General features: G+C 79.1%; 1 protein-coding gene. It reads right to left on the bottom strand.

The window, feature by feature from the left end; genetic code table 11:
* Positions 1–627: glycosyltransferase family 9 protein (locus tag G3I42_RS10160; RefSeq protein WP_164284473.1), on the bottom strand; the 627-nt coding region annotated here is incomplete at both ends.

Raw genomic sequence — 627 nt, forward strand, 5'->3', positions numbered from 1 at the left:
GCGCCAGGGCGGGACCGGTCCGAAGAGGGTCACGGAGGGCGTGCCGCACGCGGCGGCGAGGTGGGCCGGACCGGTGTCGGAGCTGAGCAGCAGGGCGGCCCGGGACAGAAGCGCGGCGAGCGGGCCGAAGGAGAGCGTCCCGGGGAAGAGATCCTCGCCGCGCAGTCCGGCGGCCCGGCCGAGGCCCGCGACGAGGTCCTTCTCGTCCGGGCCGCCCGTGACCACCACGCGCCTGCCGTCCGCGCGCAGCGCGCGGATCACCTCCGCGTACCGCTCGGCAGGCCACTCCCGCGCCGGGGCGTTCGCGCCCGGGTGCACGACGACGGCCCCCGGCGCGGGCGAGGGCACGGGGGGCGGGGCGAGGCGGAGGTCGGCGGGATCGGCGGGAATTCCGTGCGCGGTCAGGAGCCGGCACCACAGGACGCGCTCGTGGTCGTCACCCCGTGAGCGCGGGGGGTGCGCCCCCGCGTACGAGAGGAGGCGGGTGGGGGAGAGCGCCGCGAGCGCGCGGTGGCTCTCGGGCCCGGTGCCGTGCAGGTCCACGGCGAGCGTGGGGGCGGGACCGGGCCAGTGCCGCAGATCCGGTACGCCGCGGCCCGGCGCCTCGGCCGGGAACAGCTCGTCCAC

It is taken from the genome of Streptomyces sp. SID11385 (genome assembly GCF_010548245.1).
In the GTDB taxonomy this organism is placed as follows: Bacteria; Actinomycetota; Actinomycetes; order Streptomycetales; family Streptomycetaceae; genus Streptomyces.